This window comes from Erythrobacter sp. S57(2025) (genome assembly GCF_057365055.1).
In genome coordinates this window covers 1,737,992-1,755,552 of record NZ_CP200299.1, presented here as the reverse complement: position 1 = coordinate 1,755,552, position 17,561 = coordinate 1,737,992, and the positions used below count along the sequence as shown (strand labels likewise).

Sequence of the window (17,561 nt, the reverse complement as noted above, 5' to 3'; positions counted from 1 at the left end):
AAAATAAGCTGACTACAAACAAGCCTCAAGATACGCCTGATCGAACCCGAACTGACGCGCTTTCTCAAGAGTGTAGGGGCGTAGACCGGATGAGCGGAATTCGCCCATGATCTTGCCGTCTTCGCTTTCGTCCAAGTACTCAAACTTAAACAAGTTCTGCGTCACGATCACGTCGCCTTCCATCCCGATTACCTCAGTGATGTCAGTGGTGCGACGCGAACCATCGCGTAAACGCTTTACCTGAACGATCAGGTCGACAGATTCGGCAATCTGGCGTGAAATTGCTTCCTTCGGGATCTTGATGTCGCCCATCAAAATCATGTTTTCCATACGGCCAAGGCATTCGCGCGGGCTGTTGGCGTGAAGCGTACACATAGAACCATCGTGGCCCGTGTTCATGGCGGCGAGAAGGTCGAAACATTCTGCGCCACGAATCTCACCTAGGATAATCCGGTCAGGACGCATACGCAGGGCGTTTTTGACAAGGTCACCGATGGTAATCGCGCCTTGCCCTTCAAGGTTAGGCGGACGCGTTTCGAGCGGCAGCCAGTGCGGCTGTTGCAGACGAAGTTCGGCAGCGTCCTCAATCGTTAGAACGCGTTCACCCGGGTCGATCATTTTCGACAGGGCGTTGAGCATGGTCGTTTTACCAGAGCCCGTACCGCCTGAAATAACGACGTTCATCCGGCATGCGCCTGCGATTTTGAGCGCAGTACACATCTTCTCTGACATCGAGCCAAATTCCTTGAGCATGTCCAAGGTGATAGGCTTTTCAGAGAATTTACGAATGGAGATCGCAGTGCCGCGCAATGACAGAGGTGGAACGATGACGTTCACACGAGAACCGTCTTTTAAGCGAGCATCGGCAAGCGGTGTGGTTTGGTCAACGCGGCGGCCAACCTGGTTCACGATCCGCTGTGCAATCTGGAACAGGTGCTGTTCGTCGCGGAACCGGATCGGCGCGATGGTCAGCTTACCCTTTTTCTCGATATAGGTCTGGTCAGGACCGTTCACCATGATATCGGAGACGTCGGGATCGTTCAGAAGTTCTTCGAGCGGACCAAAGCCCAAAAGCTCATCAATTAGAACTTTTTCGAGCGCAAATTGCTCGCGGCGGTTCAGCGTGACCTTTAGTTCGGCCAGCACTTCCATGATGATCGGGCGGAATTCTTCGGATAGCTCATCCTTGGTCAGCGTCGCCGCTGCTTCGGGGTCAACTCGCTCAAGCAAGCGCGGCAGCACTTGCTCTTTGATTTTGTGGACGCTTGCCTCAAACCCGCCAGCTTCCGCTTCGGCGGCATGGGTCGCGTTCATGCGCTCTTGCAGGCGGTCCATCGCATTGGCGTTTGATTTGCCAGGCGCTGCTGCCTTTGGAGCTGCAGGTGCAGCCTTTGGTGCCTGCTTGGCGTCTTCGCCTGGCAGAGGCGGAAACTGTTCGCCGCCTTTATCCTCTTCAGATTTGGATCCGCCGCTTTTCATCGGCCGAGCCACGCCAAAAGCAGGCTTTGCGCCTGGCCTCATACCGCCAGCGCCACCCTTTTTGCCGAATGCGCTCATTACCTAGCCCCCAAGGCTTCACATCAAATTCCAATGGCGTTCTTCGCGTGATATCACGAAGGTTGCCTCTCGAATTGTGGTGAATAATTTGGAAACCTTAATTTTTCCCGAAGGTCCGATGCTCAATCCTGAGCGCAGCGAGATTGTTCGCGGTTAGTGGCAGGAGTGCTGAAATCGCTGCAACTGCCTAAAAAATAGGTGAAAACCTCTATATCCCTACCCAAAGGTGACGAACTTATGTGTTGGTTAATGCGTAAAAGATTCCCCGCAACGCTATGCGGCTGGCATCGTGCGACTATTAAGAGGTTCAAAGAATACTGAACTTCAGCGTGCAATAGCACGGACAGGGATTGATGCAGAAACTGCTTGGAGCATGGGGGAAGCTGGTTGGCGGAAATGCTGCCAATGGTGTGCTGCAATTGGCGATCTTTGCCATTGCGGCGCAGGCGCTTGAACTCGCGGCGCTTGGCATTCTCATCCTGATCCAAGCCTATGTGCGTGTGGTTGATGGATTGCTCAATTTCCAATCCGTGAATGTACTCACAAACTTTCTGGCAGACGCGCAAACGAAGGGCCAAGAGGCTCGGGTTCGTGGGCTCGTAAAGGCGGGGTTGATCGTCGATTTTGGGACGGCATTGGCCGCCATGATTATCGCGATCATTGCCTTGCCGATTGTGGCGCCTCTGCTTGGATTGGAGGCGGAGTGGTTGTGGCTGGCGGTTGCTTATTGCGCGGTTATTGCCACGCGGGTCTTTGGTGCAGTGGAGGCGGCATTGCGCTGCTTCGACAGGTTTGGCGCGATTGGCCTTCGCCCGGTGGCAGCGTCGCTTGTCATTCTGGTGGGATCGATCGTTGCATGGGTTTCTGGTGCCAGCGCCCAAACATTTCTGATTATCTGGTTGGTGGGTGAAGCGGTTGCCAATCTCGCCTTTCTAGTTTGGGCTCTCATCTCATTGCGCAGGGAAGGGCTGGGTGATTTGCGCGGCGCAGACGCTCGGGAAGCGATCGCTTCTTCTACCAATTTTTGGCCAATGATGTGGCAGACGAATTTCGTCTACGGACTGCGTATTGCAAGCCAAGAGGGTGATGTTTTGATCGTTGCTGCATTTCTGGGCGAAGCGGCAGCTGCCTTGCTACGTGCTGCGAAAAATCTTGCGAGCCTAGTTGGGCAATTTGGAAAACCGCTGCATCAAGCTGCGAGTGTTCCGATTTCTCGCTATGTGGCTGAGGGTGTCTATGGGCGCGCCTTTCGTTTCGCGCTTGGTGCAAGTTTCGGTATCGCCGGTGCGAGCCTGATTATAATCGCTTTCATGCTCTTCGCGGCAGAAACTATCCTTGTCGTGGCGTTTGGGACCGAGTTCGCGGTAGCCTATTGGATTGTGATAGGATTGCTGGCGGCGAAAACGCTCTATTTGGCAGGGGCCGCGCTTCCGCCGATAATGGTTGCGCTCGACATTACGAAGCAATTCACAACGATGATCTTGCTTGGAAACATCGCATTCTTCGCCGTGCTGCTCGCAACTATCGGACAGTTCGGTTTGATGTCAGCGGTGTTTGCCCACCTGGCATTTGAAACGGTGTGGGTGGTGTATGGTTGGGGCGTAACCGCCAGACAGGTTCGTCGTCGCGCCGCGCAAGGCTAGGCCCGGCCCAATACCTTTTTCACTTTGCGTGAAATTGCGCGTGCCGGCTGAGCCGCCTCGGCGTGCAGATATTGGTCCGGATGAACCAGATCGAGCATCGCCGGCGCACCAAAGCCCGCCGCTTTCATCTTCGCCTCTGCCTCTGACCCTTCGCGAACATAAAGAAGCATGTTTTGACGATACCAGAACGCAATCGAGGCATCTTGCCAAATCATCGGGCGCAATGGATCAAAGGCGGTGTAGCCCTGGCTCGCAAAATGCTCCGCCCAATAGCTTTGCCATTGTTCGTTTATATGGCCCGTGCCGCCTTGCATTGGGATAGCGGCTGAAAACAGCACGCAGTCACCAAGTGCACACAGATCAGTGACAAAGCCGCCCGCGCGCGGCGGGGCCAAATGCTCAGCAACTTCCAATGAGATCACCAGATCATAGCGGCGATCCATCTCAACCTTGTCTTCAAGGTCTTGGAAGCTGACCTCGCCGTCGGCAAGAACGAGATTGGCTGTTTTTGCCCAGGGGCCTTCGAACCCTTGAATCTCCTCAATCCCAACTTCGCGAGCAGCGACCAGCCATGTGCCAACACCGCAACCGACATCTGCCGCGCTTTGCGGATCGAGCCACTCTTTTACCTGGCCCAAAACCATCCGAGCAGACGCACGGGTTCGTGCATCGCGGTCAGCATGAAAATCGGTGCCGTAAAGGGAATCGGGGGATTCGGTCGCAATTGCCATTTCATGCTTTCTCAATTGCGCTCAACCAGAGCGCTTCAATTCTCGTGTCTTCGATTAAGAAATCTTAGTAACTGCATGGTTAATATCTGAACAATGTCGAAAGCAAAGCCTTCCCCGATTGCCCGGACTGAGACTGCGAAACCAGCGATTACCGTCCTTATGGGGGTGCACAATGGTGAGCAGTTTTTGGCTGAGACGCTGGCGAGTGTCGCTGCGCAAACCTGCGAAGACTATGAATTCCTGATCGTCGATGATGCATCGTCTGATGGTTCCGCTGCCATGCTGGCTGAGGCAGCTGGGCGCGATCCGCGCATCCGTATCCTCACCAACGCGACCAATATCGGCCTTACAAAATCGCTCAATCGCGGGCTTGAGGAGGCGAGGGGGCAGTTCATCGCGCGCATTGATGCCGATGATGTCTGCTTGGCGGAACGCTTGGAGCGTCAATTGACTTTCATGCGCGATCATCCGGATCACGTCGGCGTGACTTCGGGCTTTGTGATGATTGACGGAGAAGGGCGCGAGGTTCGCCGTGTGAGTGAAGCGCTGGATGATTGGCAAATTCGCTGGTTGCTGGGCTGGAACCCACCCGCGCCGCATCCGACATTCTTCTTTAAGCGCTGCCCAGATGGCGAAACCCCGATCCTCTACGATGAACAATTCCGCACGGCGCAGGATTTTGACCTTTGGGGGCGTCTGGCGGCATTTGGCCCGACGGCTCGCATGGGAGAGCCGCTGGTGCGCTATCGCCGCCATGACGGTGCGATCACTCATTCCAAACGATATGAGCAGGCGCAGAATTGTGCAGCGATAGGACGGGCAAACATGGCCGCGCGTTTGCCTGATGACATAGTGCGCAAGCTGGACCCTCTGATCGAATTGTTTGCCTACAATGCTAAGGCAAATGATGAAATTATCGCTGCTGCGGTCGCGGGCGCTGATGCGATGTTGGCCAATGATTTGTCTGAGGCCGGGGCGCATCGGCGCTGGGTCAAGCAAGTGACCGCTGGCTTGCTCGCCGATGCTATCCTTTCAAGGGCTGGCGGGCTGTCTTCACCCAAGACCATCGCTGCTTTTTTGTGGCATGCCCGGTTCCATCTGCCAGCGCTAGCAGGCGCCGTGTTGAGCGATCCGGGAACCGCGCTCAAATCCCTTAGAAATCGGAAACGCAGTTAAGCGTGATAGGCCGCTGCAGTCTCGGCTGCGACACGGCTCCAATTGTAATGGCTTTGCGCAAGGCTTTGCGAATTGGCGATGAAGTCAGCGCGGCGCTCTGCGTCCCATCCACTGACTTCGATGATCTTCGCAGCCCAGCTTTGGGGGCTTTCGGGCTCGATCTGAAAACCGGTCTCACCATCGATCACCGCGTCCTTTAGCCCGCCGCTGGCAGCAGCTAGAACGACACCGCCCGCACTGGCCGCTTCTGGGGCGACGAGGCCGAAGCCTTCATATTCGCCGTTCTCAATCTCAATGTTGGGCACGATCACACAGGCTGCTTTGGCAAAGTGCATTGCCAGTTCGGCCTGCGGTTTTGGCCCGAGGAATTCGACTTGTGCGTGGTCGAGGGCTGCATTTTCCACTTCGTCCCAGCGTGTGCCAAGGACTGTGACCCGAATGTCATCGGGCAGGAGGGGCAGCACCTCGCGCACAAACCAGCCAAGACCTTTGCGCCGCACAAGGCGGCCCGCAAACACGATCTGGTTGGGATCGAAATCTGTCGCGGGGTCTGCGCGAAGGTCCGTCGCAAGCGGCACTACCGCATCACTGCGCCAGCCAATCGCCAAGAGCCGATCACGTGTGGCGCGGGAATTGGCAATAACGCTGGCTTTGGAGAGCCACCGTGCTCCTAAATTCAGATATGCTGAATAGAGCGCCCCCTTGAAGCCCCCACGCGCGCCATAGGCGACATCAGTGCCGTGGGCAGACAGGACCATGCGAGCACCGGGGAAGAACAACCAAGCCAAAAGGCCCAGCGGCCAAATCGCCATATCGCCGAGATGGACGATTGCGGGTGTGCTTTTTGTGCCGATCAGTTTTGTCAGCACTGTGAAAGGGAAGCCAAGCAATGCCGCCACGCTGGGAGGCTGGCCATTGGCGCGCCCTTTGAGCGCGATCACGTCGACCGGCTGCAATTGGCTGAGTTCCTCGGTCAAACGCTCGCAATAGGTCTCCATCCCGCCCACAGCTGGGCCCCATTTGCGCGTAATAAACAGCACGCGGGGCGCAGCACTATCTGACAAAGTCTGGGCGGAAACTTCAGAGGGCATGACGCTCATCTATCAGAATCCGCGCCAGAATTGGCGTTCGGGAAGCGGTCGACTGGGTGTTTGAAGATTGTCGCCCCAGATTATGCCCGAACGCGATGAACCAGAGTTTTCGAGGGTCACAAACCCACGCTCCAACTCGACCACGGAGCCAGTTGAGTGGCTCACTCCGTCGAGTACCAGTGCATCGCCGGTTACAGTGTAGGGGCCGGGTACGAGCACTTCGTATCGCACGCTTGATCCTGCATCGACCTCGCGCCCGGCCAGCCAGAACGGGCCCCAGAACTCGCGATAGGTCGCGCGCAGCACGTCTCGCTCTTCTTCATGGAAGCGCGCTTGCTGCGGCAGTTCCTGCATAATCGCGAGCAGGGTTGGGTTGCCCTCAGGCTCTGCGGTCAGCAGCAATGGCACGGTCTCTTCAGAAAGCCGGCTGCGGAAATAGCCTGGACCGCGCGCATAAGTGCTCTCAATTCCCCAACGGGTGAGGAAACCATTGGCTTTGCGGTGCGTGGGCAGCATGTCGGGAAAGTCAAAATAGCCCACTGGCTGTTCAAGAATCTCATCAGCTGCCAACTGAATTTCGCGTTGTTTGTCCTGATGGCTTTGCCCGTCGACCATCCAAACAACCACGCCGCTGATCGCAGTGTATAGGAGCAGCAGGCGCAGGCTGTAACGATTGGCAATCGCGGCAATGCCAATCACACTGGCTGCGATCACAGGGGCCAGCATCATCGGATAGAAATAGGGCAAGGTGTTGCGATAGATCAGCAGCGCGGCGAGCGGCGCTATCAGCCCGGCCAGCGCAATCGCTTCGTCACGCGGGCGTTTGACAATTGTCGCCAGTGTAACGGCGATCGCTGCCACCGCCGCAATCGATAGGATGGCGGCCTTGACCGCGAAATGCAGGTAGATCGGCCAACCGGCAAACAGCATCGACCCGCTGACATTGCCAGCATAGGAGCTTGCCGTAGAGGCCGCTGCGTCGCCCAGGGCTGCGCCATGCACTGTGTAAATTGCGGCGAAGGCAACGGCGGCTGCGACTGGTATCGCGGCGATGCGCGCGGCAAAGCTCCAATCGAACTTCGTCTCCGACCAGCGCAACCAGGCTAGCCCTGCGAACGCAGGCAAGAACAAGATGGCTTTCAATGTTACCATGCCCGCAGCCCCAATCAGCAGACCAGCAATGGCAATCCAAAGCGTCGAAAGCCGCGCTCTAGCAAGGACGGCAAGGCCACCTGCAACTAACATGGCGGCGAGTGGATCGGTGCGGAATGACCAGCCATGCTGCATGGTGAACCCTGCAGCGAGCCAAACGAGCGCTGCGGTAAGGGCATATTCGCGTCGCGCAAACTTCCCTGCAATCAAAGCGACGCACCCGGCAGTGACTATCGCACACACCCACATCACCAATCGCCCGATGACTATCCCATCGACGCCCGTTTCGGCGACCGATGGCAGCCAACTGAACAATTGTACATGGAGCGTTTGCAAGGGGCGCAATGAGCCGCCTTGTGTGAAATCGACGATCTGTCCGTAGAAGTAGAACTCGTCCCAATTTATTGTGCGGGTGAAGGCAAATTGAAACTGGATCAGCGCGATCATCACCAAGGCTGCAATAGCTAGGCGTGATTGGTCCTTAGGCTGATCTTGCGCCTCGTCCGGAATGTGGATGGGTTCCATCACGCTCATGGTGGAGGACGCGCTCAGCCCGCTTTATTGAGCGGTTCGGATTGCTCAGGCTCGACGGATGCGGGCTCAGCGGCCTTATCCTGCGCGCCAAGCGTTTCTTCGATGCGCCGCAGCTTGAGCATATTCGCTTCGAGCAATTTGCGGTTCGTCGCGATTAGGTCTGCCAGGATGCCCAGCGTTGAAACCAGAACGCCAACGGTCAGCAGCGCGCCGCCAATGACGAGCGACTGAATGTGTCCGTCGCCATCGCCAGTGGCCCAAAACCACAAGAAACGGCCGATTGGAAACAGCCCGATGATCGTCGCGAGCATTCCCAGCCCAACAAACACGCGCAGCGAGTTGAACGTCGTGTACGCGCGCAAAATCGTGACGCCGGTTTGCTGGATAAAGCGCGGTATTGACCTGAACAGCCGCGAAGGGCGTGTTGCTGCATGGGTGCGGATCGGGACACTGGTGATCGCAAGCCGCTTGCGCCCAGCTTGGATCAGCATGTCGGTGGTGTAGCTGAAATCCGTAGTGATGTTGATGCGTTGGGCTGCATCGCGGCTGATCGCGCGAAACCCGCTCACTGCATCGGTAATGTCGGTGGCTGATAAAGTGCGCACGACGTAACTGCCGAGCCGCTGAAGCTGTCGCTTTCCTGCACCAAAGTGTTCGTTATTGGCGACCGAGCGATCTCCAACGCAAATATCAGCTTCGCCAGCAGCAACGGGGGCGACGATCTTTGCGATGTCAGCGCCTTCATATTGGCCATCTGCATCGGTGTTGACGATTATGTCGGCGCCTTCGGCCAAACATTTGTCGATCCCGCTGCGAAAGGCTTCGGCAAGGCCGCGATTGCGGCGATGGCGCACGACATGATGCACGCCCCATCGCTTCGCCACGCCAGATGTGTCGTCAGTGCTGCCATCATCGATGATCAGATATTCGATCGTGTCGATACCCGGCATGGCGCGCGGCAGTTTTGCCAAGGTGTCTGGCAGCACTTCTGCTTCGTTCAAGCAGGGTATCTGGATGATCAGCTTCGTCATTTTTCGCTTTAAGCCCCCGTTTGCGCTGTCATTGAGCGCCAGTATTTGGCCGGGTTACCGGGAGGGGATTAAGCAAACGTAAACCATGTTCGAATGGCCAAGCTGAGACAAGGCTGCAAACACGGCTTGCCTTTCGCGATCTAGTGGCGCAGGCGCTGCGCAAATTGGTCGAGGGATTGCAGGTGCTTGAGGGGTTGATCTTCAAGCTATATTCAACCTTCGCGGTTCAACAGCCCGATCCATATTCAAGGGCGTGAAACAGGGAAGTTTACTGAGCAATGTGCGGCATTATCGGGATTGTGGGATCTCACACAGTGGCGGACCGTCTGGTCGATGGTCTTCGACGGATGGAATATCGCGGCTATGACAGCTCTGGCATTTGCACATTGCACGATGGGCAAATGGTGCGTCGTCGGGCTGAAGGTAAGTTGCTGAACCTGGTTGGCGTGCTCGAGAATGAACCTGCCCCGGGCACGATTGGGATCGCGCATACGCGTTGGGCCACGCACGGAGCGCCCACAGCTGCCAATGCGCATCCGCATGCAACAGGCGAAGTTGCGATTGTGCACAATGGTATCATTGAAAACTTTAAAGAATTGCGCGCTGAACTGGCGGCTGATGGTCGCAGCTTTGAAAGTGAAACCGATAGCGAAGTTGTCGCTCACCTGATCTCGCGCGAAATTGAGGGCGGGGCAGGGCCAGAGGATGCGGTGCGGATCGTATTGCCGCGCCTTCGCGGTGCTTTTGCTCTGGCAATCACCTTCCGCTCGCACCCTGATCTGTTGATTGGAGCACGGCTTGGATCGCCGCTGGTTGTCGGTCATGGTGACGGTGAAATGTATCTGGGATCGGACGCACTTGCGCTTGCTCCACTTACTCAGCGCATCACCTATCTTGAAGAGGGTGACTGGGTCGTTATCCGCCACGATAGCGCACAGATTTTCGATGAAGAGGGTCGTGAGACCTTCCGACCTGTGCAGCCGTCTGGCGCATCGGCTGCTGCTGTCGAGAAGGGCAATTACCGCCACTTCATGCAAAAAGAGATATTTGAGCAGCCGACTGTGGTTGCCCAGACGCTCTCATCTTATTTGCGGCGCGAAGACAATTCCGTGGCCCTGCCGCAATTCGATTTTGACCTCTCGGGCATCCGCCGATTGACCATCGTTGCTTGCGGCACATCCTTTTATGCCGGGCTGGTCGCAAAATACTGGTTCGAACAATTTGCCCGCGTTCCTGTCGATATCGATGTCGCGTCCGAGTTCCGCTATCGCGACCCAGTTCTGGAGGAGGGCGGTCTAGCGCTGTTTATCTCGCAAAGCGGTGAAACTGCTGACACGCTGGCTGCGCTAAGGCATTGCAAGGCCAACGGGCAAGTGATCGGCGTGGTAGTGAATGTTCCCACCAGTTCGATGGCGCGCGAAGCGGACTTGCTGCTTCCAACCCATGCGGGACCAGAGATCGGGGTAGCTTCGACAAAGGCGTTCACTTGCCAGCTTGCTGTTTTGGCTGCGCTGGCCGCCAACATGGCCGTGGTGAAAGGCCGCTTTACGCGCGAACAGGAAAAGGAAGTGGTCGCCCACCTGCTCGAAGCGCCTGCCGCATTGAACGCAGCGCTTGCCCATGACGATGATATTGCCGCCATGGCGCCATTGATCGCACCAGCGCGCGACGTGCTGTATTTGGGCCGCGGGCAGGATTTTCCATTGGCGCTTGAAGGTGCATTAAAGCTCAAGGAAATCAGTTATATACATGCCGAAGGTTATGCTTCGGGTGAAATGAAGCACGGGCCAATTGCTTTGATTGATGACGAGGTCCCCGTGGTCGTTATCGCGCCATCAGGACCATTGTTTGAAAAGACCGTTTCGAACATGGAGGAGGTGCGAGCACGCGGGGGCAAAGTGGTTTTGATCTCCGACGCTGAAGGTCTTGAACAAGCAGGCGAGGGCTGCCTTGCAACCATCGAAATGCCGGTCGTACACCCGCTTATCGCGCCGCTCGTCTATGCGATTCCTGTGCAATTGCTGGCCTATCACGTAGCCGTCGTTAAGGGCACGGATGTCGACCAACCACGCAATCTTGCCAAATCAGTGACGGTTGAGTGAATTTGATGAGCCTTTTCAAAAGGGTTAAATCACTCTGATAAAAGGCAAAAAATAAGTCTGCGAATTTGACCGAATACTTTACCGCCCACTAACCTTTCGAGGTTAATCGCCTGTGTTGTGAGTGACGCAGCATCCCCACCCAATCAGGCCGTATCGCAGGACCTGCCCGTTTCGGCCATTTTTGGCCTGTCGAACAGGGGTGAGTATGACTGGTCGCGTTTGCGTGGACTACAACACGCCACGCTCGCAAAACTCACGTTTCACCGCGCATTCTCGCACATTATGCTGGGTGTGTTTGTCGTGCAGCTCTATCTGCCATTTGTCGCTCTGCCTTGGCTTTGCCTGTGGCTGATCAGCCTTGGCGCGGTCCATGTTCGTGCCGCAAAGCTTGACCGCGACGTTGCGGCGAGTGTGACCAGAAACGATGCAAAGACGGATTTCGTACGGCAAGGGTCAACCGCGGTCCTGTCCGGTCTGGTCTGGGCGATCCCGCTCTTGGTCTTTGCGCCGATGGGAAGCGCCATTGAGCTGACCGCGCTGCATTTCGTCGCGTTCATTCTGGTGGCGGGCGCGGTCTATTTCTACACCGCAGCACCGATCAGCATCGTCATTTTCGCGCTCATCATAGGCGCCGCTGTCGGCTTTTACCCGGCGATGCGCGGCGAATGGGGCATCGTTGGTGCCGTGATCATCTTCCAAGTGTCGACCACGCTTGGCACTATTGAGGTGGCGCGCACATTCCTGACTGCTCGCATTGCTGAGGATGGAATTGCCGAGAAGGAAGATGTCGTATCGTTGCTGCTGCGCGAATTTGAAGAGAACGAGGCTGACTGGCTGTGGGAGGTTGACCCTCAGCGCCGCGTGCGCTCGGTTTCTCCGCGCTTTGCATTCGCATTATCGGAGAAAGAGCGAGACGTTGAAGGCACTCCGTTGTTGGAGCTGATCGCTGGCGAAAACTGGGAGAGCGGGAACTTTCCTCCCAGTCTGCATGAACTGGCCGAACGCCTGCGCAATCGCGAAAATTTCTCCAACCTTATCGTGCAGGTCGCGATCAAGGGTGAAGAGCGCTGGTGGGAGCTGTCTGGCACACCGATCAGGGATGAACGCGGACGCTTCACTGGGTTCAGAGGTGTTGGCTCTGACGTCACGGCCCAGCGCGAATCCAGCGAGAAGATTGCCTACCTTGCGCGCTATGATACGCTTACCTCTCTGCCCAACCGGCTTATGCTGACAGAGGCGCTGGGTGAGGCGATGTCGCATGCGGAACATTGGAAATCGCGCTGTGCATTGCTGATGGTTGATCTCGACCGGTTCAAAGCGGTGAACGATTCCCTAGGACACATGACCGGCGACAAATTGCTTGCACAAGTTTCCGCCCGCCTCGAAGCCTTGATGGACGACAATTCAATGGTCGGCCGGCTTGGTGGGGACGAATTCGCCATCGTGATCCGTGACGCGAGCAACAGCAATTATGTGCAGCAACTGGCGCATAAGGTTATCAATGCTCTCACTGAACCATACCAAGTGGACCACCACACCCTGTATGTCGGAGCAAGTGTCGGCTCTGCTATCGGCCCGCGCGATGGCAAGGGCGTCGAAGAATTGATGCGTAATGCCGACCTCGCTCTCTACCGCGCAAAGGATATTGGCGGCGGCGAGCATTGCCGTTTTGAACCTGTCCTCCACGCCTCTGCCGAAGAGCGTCGCAAGCTGGAGGTGTCGTTGCGCAAAGCGTTGGGACTCGATGAATTCGTGCTGCATTATCAGCCTGTCGTGGACGCTCGCAGCGAGAATATCGTTAGCTTTGAGGCTCTGGTTCGCTGGAACAGTTCCGAACACGGCTTTGTCAGCCCCGGCAAATTTATCCCGCTCGCCGAAGACACCCGCCTGATCGTCCCGATTGGCCAATGGGTGCTGCGTCAGGCTTGTATGGAAGCGCGCAATTGGCCCGACCATATCAAGGTCAATGTCAACGTATCGCCAGAGCAGCTGCTGGAGCCTGATTTCCATCAGGAGGTTGTCAATTCCCTCGCTGCCACGGGCCTACGCCCCGAACGGCTCGAGATCGAAGTGACCGAGAGCATATTCTTGCGTGATGCCAGCGTTGCACGAAATGCGCTGGAACAAGCGATGGCGCTCGGCTGCTCGGTTGCCCTGGACGATTTTGGAACCGGCTATTCCTCGCTCGGCTACCTACGCAAACTGAAGTTCTCAACGATCAAGGTCGACCGCACATTTGTGCAAGGGGCAGCGCAAGGCAGCAATGAGAGCCTTGCTATCATCAACGCCGTTGTGGCGATGGCCAAGAGCCTCCAGATGTCCACCACCGCCGAAGGTGTCGAAGACGGCGCGCAAGCAGAATTGATCCGCAACCTAGGCTGCGACAAAATCCAAGGGTTCTACTTTGGCCGACCTATGGCCAGCGAAGAGGCGCGGCGCTTGTTCGACGTCAAAACCGGCAGGATGAGAGCCTAAGCGCTCACCAGACCGCGAACGACATTCTCAAACATTGCGCGGCCATCATCTCCGCCCATTGAGGGGTGAGCGGCGGGCTCCATTGCACGTTCAGGATGCGGCATCATGCCCAAGACGCGGCCATTTTCGCTGAGCACTCCGGCGATGTCGCGACGCGATCCATTGGGGTTATCAGTATAGCGAAGCGCCACACGGTCCTCAGCCTCCAGCGCGTCCAATGTGGCTTCATCAGCGAAGTAATTGCCATCGTGATGCGCGACCGGAATGCGCAGTTTCGCGCCTTTTCCAAAGCCACTGGTAAAAGGTGATGAGGTGTTGGTCACTTCCAGCTCCACCGTGCGGCACACAAAATTCTGGCCAGCGTTGCGCATCAAAGCGCCGGGCAGCAGCCCGCTTTCTGTGAGGACTTGGAAGCCGTTGCATACGCCAAGGACGGGAACGCCGCGCTCTGCGGCGGAGATCACTGCGCGCAGGATCGGGCTCTTCGCTGCCATCGCGCCAGATCGCAGATAGTCGCCATAAGAAAATCCGCCGGGCAGCGCGATGAAATCAAGACCTGAGGGTAAGTCAGCATCGCCATGCCATACTCGGATCGCAGGCTGTCCAGTTACCGCCTCAATCGCCACCGCCATATCGCGATCGCAGTTTGAACCGGGGAAAGTTATCACCGCGGCTTTGAAGCTGTTGGCACCGCCCGTCATCAAGCAGGCTCCTTCGTGCCGTCCAATTTCTCAACAGCGAAGTCTTCGATCACCATGTTCGCAAGCAGCTTTTCGCACATCGAATTGAGCGTTTCATCTGAGGTACCATCGGCCACATCCATTTCAATCATGCGGCCGATGCGGACATCTTCGACACCTTCAAAGCCAAGCGAGTCCAGCGAATGGTGCACTGCGCGCCCTTGCGGATCGAGAACACCGGGCTTTAGGCGAACAAGGATGCGAACTTTCATGAGGCATGGTTCCTGAGGCTGGAATTGCAGACTGCAAAGCGGAGCCTATAGCGCTTGTGCAGGCTCGCGCAATCGGCACGGTCCCGGCAATCAACCGAAGAATACTTCCTCTAGCTTTCCTAAGGGCTGCCCAAGGTCGCGGCAGGGCCCCGTCTAGTTGCGGTCAATAATTCTGGCGGGTGGACGCGTCGGCAATTCATTAACCGGGATTGATGGCCGCGTTATGCCAGTAGTTTCACGCTCTGCGCGCCGCTCTTCCGCAGGCAAAACCAGAAACTCGACTGCATCCTCCGGAGCAAGGAACTGCTGCGCAGCCGCCAGTATATCCTGCGTTGTCACGGCATTCAGAGCTTCGGGTCCTTCGAACCAGCGATCCAACCGATCCGCCTCGCTTTGCGCGCGGTCGGCCAAGTTCATCCATCCCCCCAGCGATTTGAGCGCATTGTCAAACGCCTCCAACAAAGGCTGGCGCGCGCGGTCGAGCACGTCTTCGTCGACACGATCACTCCGCAAATCGTTGATTAGAGCCGTCACCGCTTCGCGTGTTGCTTCAACTTCGCTGGCATCGACCGACGCAGAAATGGTGAAGGTGCCATAATCGGGATAGGTCTTACTCATGCTGCTAGAGGCGCGCGGCGAATAGGCTTGGCCCAGATCTTCGCGCAGGCGGTCCGTCAGCTGAATTTGCACCACGCGTGCTAACAGCGAGACGCGAATGGATTGTTCCAAATCGTGATCGTCATCGGTGGGCCAGATCATCCGGACCAAAGCCTGATCAGGTTCGCCTTCGTGACGGATGATGTGTTGGCCGCGATTGGCTGTGAAGTTGCGGATACGCGCTGCATCACGCGGTTGGAAACCGGCTTCGCGCGGAGGCAAAGCGCCCAGAGTGCTCGCAACCGCGGCAATCGCTGCGTCTTCATCAATGTCCCCGACAATCGCGAGCTCCAGCGCGCCATTTGCAAGCCGGTCACTCACCACCTTTTGCAATTGGTCATAGTCGAGCGCGAAATAATCCTCGCGCGGGCGCAGGGTAAAGCGTGGATCGCCCTCAGACAGGATAGCGCCTGCCTCTGAGCCATAGGCGCGGCCCGGTGTTGATCGTAAAGTCGCAAAGAAATTGTCGATCCCCCGCCGGAATTGCTCAATTCCCTCTCGCCGATAGCCGGGATCAGTCAGGCCCGCAGCCAGCAGCTGCATTTGCAGATCGAGATCGCGCGGGGTGGTGCCCCCGCGCATATTGATACCGTCAGTACCGTTCGACATGCGCCAGCCTACGCTGCGCCCGGCCAGCACGCTTTGCAGCTCATCCGAACTGTGCGCGCCAAGACCGCCAGAAGGGATCGCGGAAACAAGGTAGGTCCGCAATGGATCGTCGGGCGTATTCATCAAAGTGCCGCCATCCACCCTGAGGAGATAACTGACCCGGTCCTCGCGAATATCAGTCTGCTTCAGTGTTAGGCGCAGCCCGTTATCGAAAGTGATGAGGCGCAGGCCCAAGCAATTCTCTCGCGTGTCTGACACTACCTCACCGGCAGCGCCGAAATTGGTATAGGCGAATTCCGCGGTGCCTGTGTCTTCAGGCGGAGCGATGGGCAATGCCATCCCCTCGGCAAAAGCAGCACGCAATGCCTCTTCGCCGCCTTCTGGCGCGCTACGCCCAGTGAAACGGATCATTGGGTTGTCGAGCGCGACCGCATGATCGCGCAGGGCCTGATGGACTGCCTCTGGCGTGATGGTCGGAGCGATCTGTTCAAACCGTGCAAGCCCCTCCGCTGGCGTTGCGGGGATGCGGTCATTGGCAACCAAACTGAGCGCGCGATTGACGAAATAGCTGTTGGCAAAAGTATCGTACCCGGCAACCGCATTTTCCGCCCCGGTTCGCATATTGGTCAGCTGTTCATCGACTTCAGCCTGAGTGAAACCATAGGTCAGCGCCTGAATGAACTCCCGGGTCGCTGCCAAAACACCTTTGCGCCATTCGCCATCGACACTGCTGATATTGAGCCCGCTAGACCGTGCATCCTCAAACAGGTTGCTGGTGCCAAAACCTGCCCCGCGAAACGGTGCATCTTCGCCGCGCGCAAGCCGCGCCATGCGCCGCCCAATGATCCCATAACCGATCGAGCGGATCAGCGCTTTTTCGCGGTTGGCAATTGTATCGGGTTCATCCTGCCAAGCGCCGAGCGCATAGATCGCCACCGCCTCATTCAAAGCCGGATCAAGATAAATGTCGGTCTCGCCAGAGCGGGTCAGGTCAACAGGCCCGGTCACTGGATCACCGGGCGCAGCGCCGCCCTCCCAATCTACGAAGCGGTCGCGGATGGCGGCTTCCATGACCTCAACCGGATAGTCGCCAACGATCACCAATACCGTGTTCTCTGGCACATATGTCCGCTCATAAAGCGCGCGCATTTGAGAGGCAGTGGCGTTTTCAAGCACTTCAAGATCGCCAATCGGCAAGCGGTCTGCAAAGCGCGCACCGGGCGCGATAAAGTCAAAGCTGTCTTCTCGGGCGCGCTGCTGGAAATTGCGCCGATCGCGCCTCTCAGCAAGGATCACGCCGCGCTCGCGCTCAACGGCATCTTCGCTGATCGTCAGCTCGCTCGCGGTTTCGCGCATCAACATCAGCGCGGTGCCCAGCAAATCCTCATCATTGCGCGGCAGGTTGAGCATATAGGTGATTGCGTTCATGCCTGTAGAGGCATTGGTATCCGCACCAAAGGCGAGCCCTTCGCGCTCCAGCAAAGCGATCATCTCGCCTTCAGGGATATTGGTTGAGCCATTGAAAGCCATATGTTCGAGATAATGCGAAAGACCGCGCTCACTTTCCATCTCGTCGAGCGACCCGGAGTCAATTCGCATCCGAACCAGCGCGGTGCCTTCGGGCGTTGCATTCTGGCGCAGGACATAGCGCATACCGTTGTCGAGCTGGCCGAAGGTAAAGCTGGGATCGACTGGTACATCGCTGGCCTCAAAGGCCCATGTGGGCTCTTCAGCGGTTGCCTGCGCAGCGGGCACATCACTTTCCTGCGCGGCGAGCGACTGAGTTAGAGCAAGGTTAGGCAGGGCAAGTAGCAGGCCAGCGGCGAAAGCGCGGGAGGCAAATTTCATAAA

Annotated in this window: 12 protein-coding genes; 4 read left to right on the top strand and 8 right to left on the bottom strand. The window is 57.1% G+C overall.

Features of this window, described 5'->3' with window-relative positions; all coding sequences use genetic code 11:
* Positions 1-12 precede the first annotated feature (12 nt).
* On the bottom strand, positions 13-1,557 hold the full coding sequence (locus AC0V6N_RS08525; RefSeq protein WP_486171143.1) for a TadA family conjugal transfer-associated ATPase: 1,545 nt from the start codon (positions 1,555-1,557) through the stop codon (positions 13-15).
* A 353-nt stretch (positions 1,558-1,910) separates the two neighbouring features.
* Here AC0V6N_RS08525 and AC0V6N_RS08520 point away from each other — a divergent pair, with 353 nt between their 5' ends.
* The gene (locus tag AC0V6N_RS08520) at positions 1,911-3,200 is read left to right on the top strand and encodes a lipopolysaccharide biosynthesis protein (RefSeq protein WP_486171142.1); all 1,290 of its coding nucleotides are present in this window, start codon (positions 1,911-1,913) and stop codon (positions 3,198-3,200) included.
* On the opposite strand, the gene AC0V6N_RS08515 is transcribed toward AC0V6N_RS08520, so the two are convergent.
* Entirely contained in the window at positions 3,197-3,931 is a 735-nt protein-coding gene (locus tag AC0V6N_RS08515) for a methyltransferase domain-containing protein (RefSeq protein ID WP_486171141.1), read from the bottom strand. The genes AC0V6N_RS08520 and AC0V6N_RS08515 overlap by 4 nt on opposite strands.
* Positions 3,932-4,024: 93 nt before the next feature.
* Here AC0V6N_RS08515 and AC0V6N_RS08510 point away from each other — a divergent pair, with 93 nt between their 5' ends.
* A complete protein-coding gene (locus AC0V6N_RS08510; protein WP_486171140.1) occupies positions 4,025-5,107 on the top strand; it encodes a glycosyltransferase family 2 protein in 1,083 nt (360 codons plus the stop codon).
* Here the strand turns inward: AC0V6N_RS08510 and AC0V6N_RS08505 are convergent.
* Genes AC0V6N_RS08505 through AC0V6N_RS08495 form a run of 3 tightly spaced genes read right to left on the bottom strand, consistent with a single transcriptional unit; the run spans position 5,104 to position 8,915 of the window.
* A complete protein-coding gene (locus AC0V6N_RS08505) occupies positions 5,104-6,207 on the bottom strand; it encodes a glycosyltransferase family 4 protein (RefSeq protein ID WP_486171139.1) in 1,104 nt (367 codons plus the stop codon). The genes AC0V6N_RS08510 and AC0V6N_RS08505 overlap by 4 nt on opposite strands.
* A gap of 3 nt (positions 6,208-6,210) precedes the next feature.
* Complete coding sequence (locus AC0V6N_RS08500; protein WP_486171138.1) at positions 6,211-7,884, bottom strand: ArnT family glycosyltransferase; 1,674 nt, start codon at positions 7,882-7,884, stop codon at positions 6,211-6,213.
* A gap of 14 nt (positions 7,885-7,898) precedes the next feature.
* A complete protein-coding gene (locus tag AC0V6N_RS08495; RefSeq protein ID WP_486171137.1) occupies positions 7,899-8,915 on the bottom strand; it encodes a glycosyltransferase family 2 protein in 1,017 nt (338 codons plus the stop codon).
* A 278-nt stretch (positions 8,916-9,193) separates the two neighbouring features.
* Between AC0V6N_RS08495 and glmS the strand changes: the two genes are divergently transcribed.
* Positions 9,194-11,017, top strand: coding sequence for a glutamine--fructose-6-phosphate transaminase (isomerizing) (gene glmS / locus AC0V6N_RS08490; RefSeq protein ID WP_486171136.1), 1,824 nt, complete (start codon positions 9,194-9,196; stop codon positions 11,015-11,017).
* Positions 11,018-11,134: 117 nt separating this feature from the next.
* Positions 11,135-13,492 carry a putative bifunctional diguanylate cyclase/phosphodiesterase gene (locus AC0V6N_RS08485; protein WP_486171135.1) on the top strand — a complete coding sequence of 786 codons (2,358 nt, stop codon included), beginning with the start codon at positions 11,135-11,137 and terminating at the stop codon, positions 13,490-13,492.
* On the opposite strand, the gene purQ is transcribed toward AC0V6N_RS08485, so the two are convergent.
* The 3 genes from purQ to AC0V6N_RS08470 form a co-directional block, all read right to left on the bottom strand.
* Positions 13,489-14,193 carry a phosphoribosylformylglycinamidine synthase subunit PurQ gene (gene purQ, locus AC0V6N_RS08480; RefSeq protein WP_486171134.1) on the bottom strand — a complete coding sequence of 235 codons (705 nt, stop codon included), beginning with the start codon at positions 14,191-14,193 and terminating at the stop codon, positions 13,489-13,491. The two genes, AC0V6N_RS08485 and purQ, sit on opposite strands and share 4 nt — an antisense overlap.
* Positions 14,193-14,444 carry a phosphoribosylformylglycinamidine synthase subunit PurS gene (purS, locus tag AC0V6N_RS08475; RefSeq protein WP_486171133.1) on the bottom strand — a complete coding sequence of 84 codons (252 nt, stop codon included), beginning with the start codon at positions 14,442-14,444 and terminating at the stop codon, positions 14,193-14,195. Before purS ends, purQ begins: the two co-directional genes overlap by 1 nt.
* A gap of 153 nt (positions 14,445-14,597) precedes the next feature.
* Positions 14,598-17,558, bottom strand: a complete 2,961-nt coding sequence (locus AC0V6N_RS08470) for a M16 family metallopeptidase (protein ID WP_486171132.1) — start codon at positions 17,556-17,558, stop codon at positions 14,598-14,600.
* Positions 17,559-17,561: the final 3 nt, after the last annotated feature.